The sequence below is a fragment of the Campylobacter sp. BCW_4341 genome, assembly GCF_001764255.1.
GTDB lineage: Bacteria > Campylobacterota > Campylobacteria > Campylobacterales > Campylobacteraceae > Campylobacter_D > Campylobacter_D jejuni.
On sequence record NZ_MKAH01000049.1, the window covers coordinates 1,320 to 1,928 of the forward strand.

Here is a 609-nt window from a genome sequence, read left to right on the forward strand (position 1 = left end):
AGCTAAAATAGGATAAGAAGAATCCGCACAAAAAATTGTAGCTTTATTAGCATACTTTTTTAATAAAGGAAGTTGTTTAGTAAGAGATGGTCCTGTAGAAACAATGATAGCTGTATCACTTAAATTTTTTCTTTTGGAAAGTAATTCTTTATAACTAGGATGAGTGATCATTTGAGGTAAGTTATAAACAAATTGTTCTATGCCTTGAAGGGCATCAAGTGAATCATTACCATGAGAAATAATAGAATCCTTAAAATGCTGCACTAGCTTTTTATTTAACTCCAAAACATCCTCATGAAATCTTTCATAATAATGACTCATCAGTTCTAAAAAATAAATTCTAGAAAATTGAAAGAAAGGTTTGCTAGAGCAAAAATTAGAAAACAATTCTATATCCAAAGAACTTGTTTCTAAAATCATCAATCTTGCATTTTGCAATTCATTTGAAAAATCTAAGATATGAAACATTATCCAAATGATTTCTATATCTTTTTCAAAAACAACAATATGTTGATGATTTTTATTTTGCAATAAAGCTTTAAATAAAATTCCATTTCCAAAACCATAAAAATATAATACAGGATAAAGTAGATATTTATCATTATAAGT

General features: G+C 26.1%; 1 protein-coding gene. It reads right to left on the reverse strand.

Annotated elements, in window-relative coordinates:
- A partial coding sequence (locus AJN70_RS08310; protein WP_148128158.1) for a 6-hydroxymethylpterin diphosphokinase MptE-like protein occupies nucleotides 1–609 on the reverse strand: 609 nt, incomplete at both ends.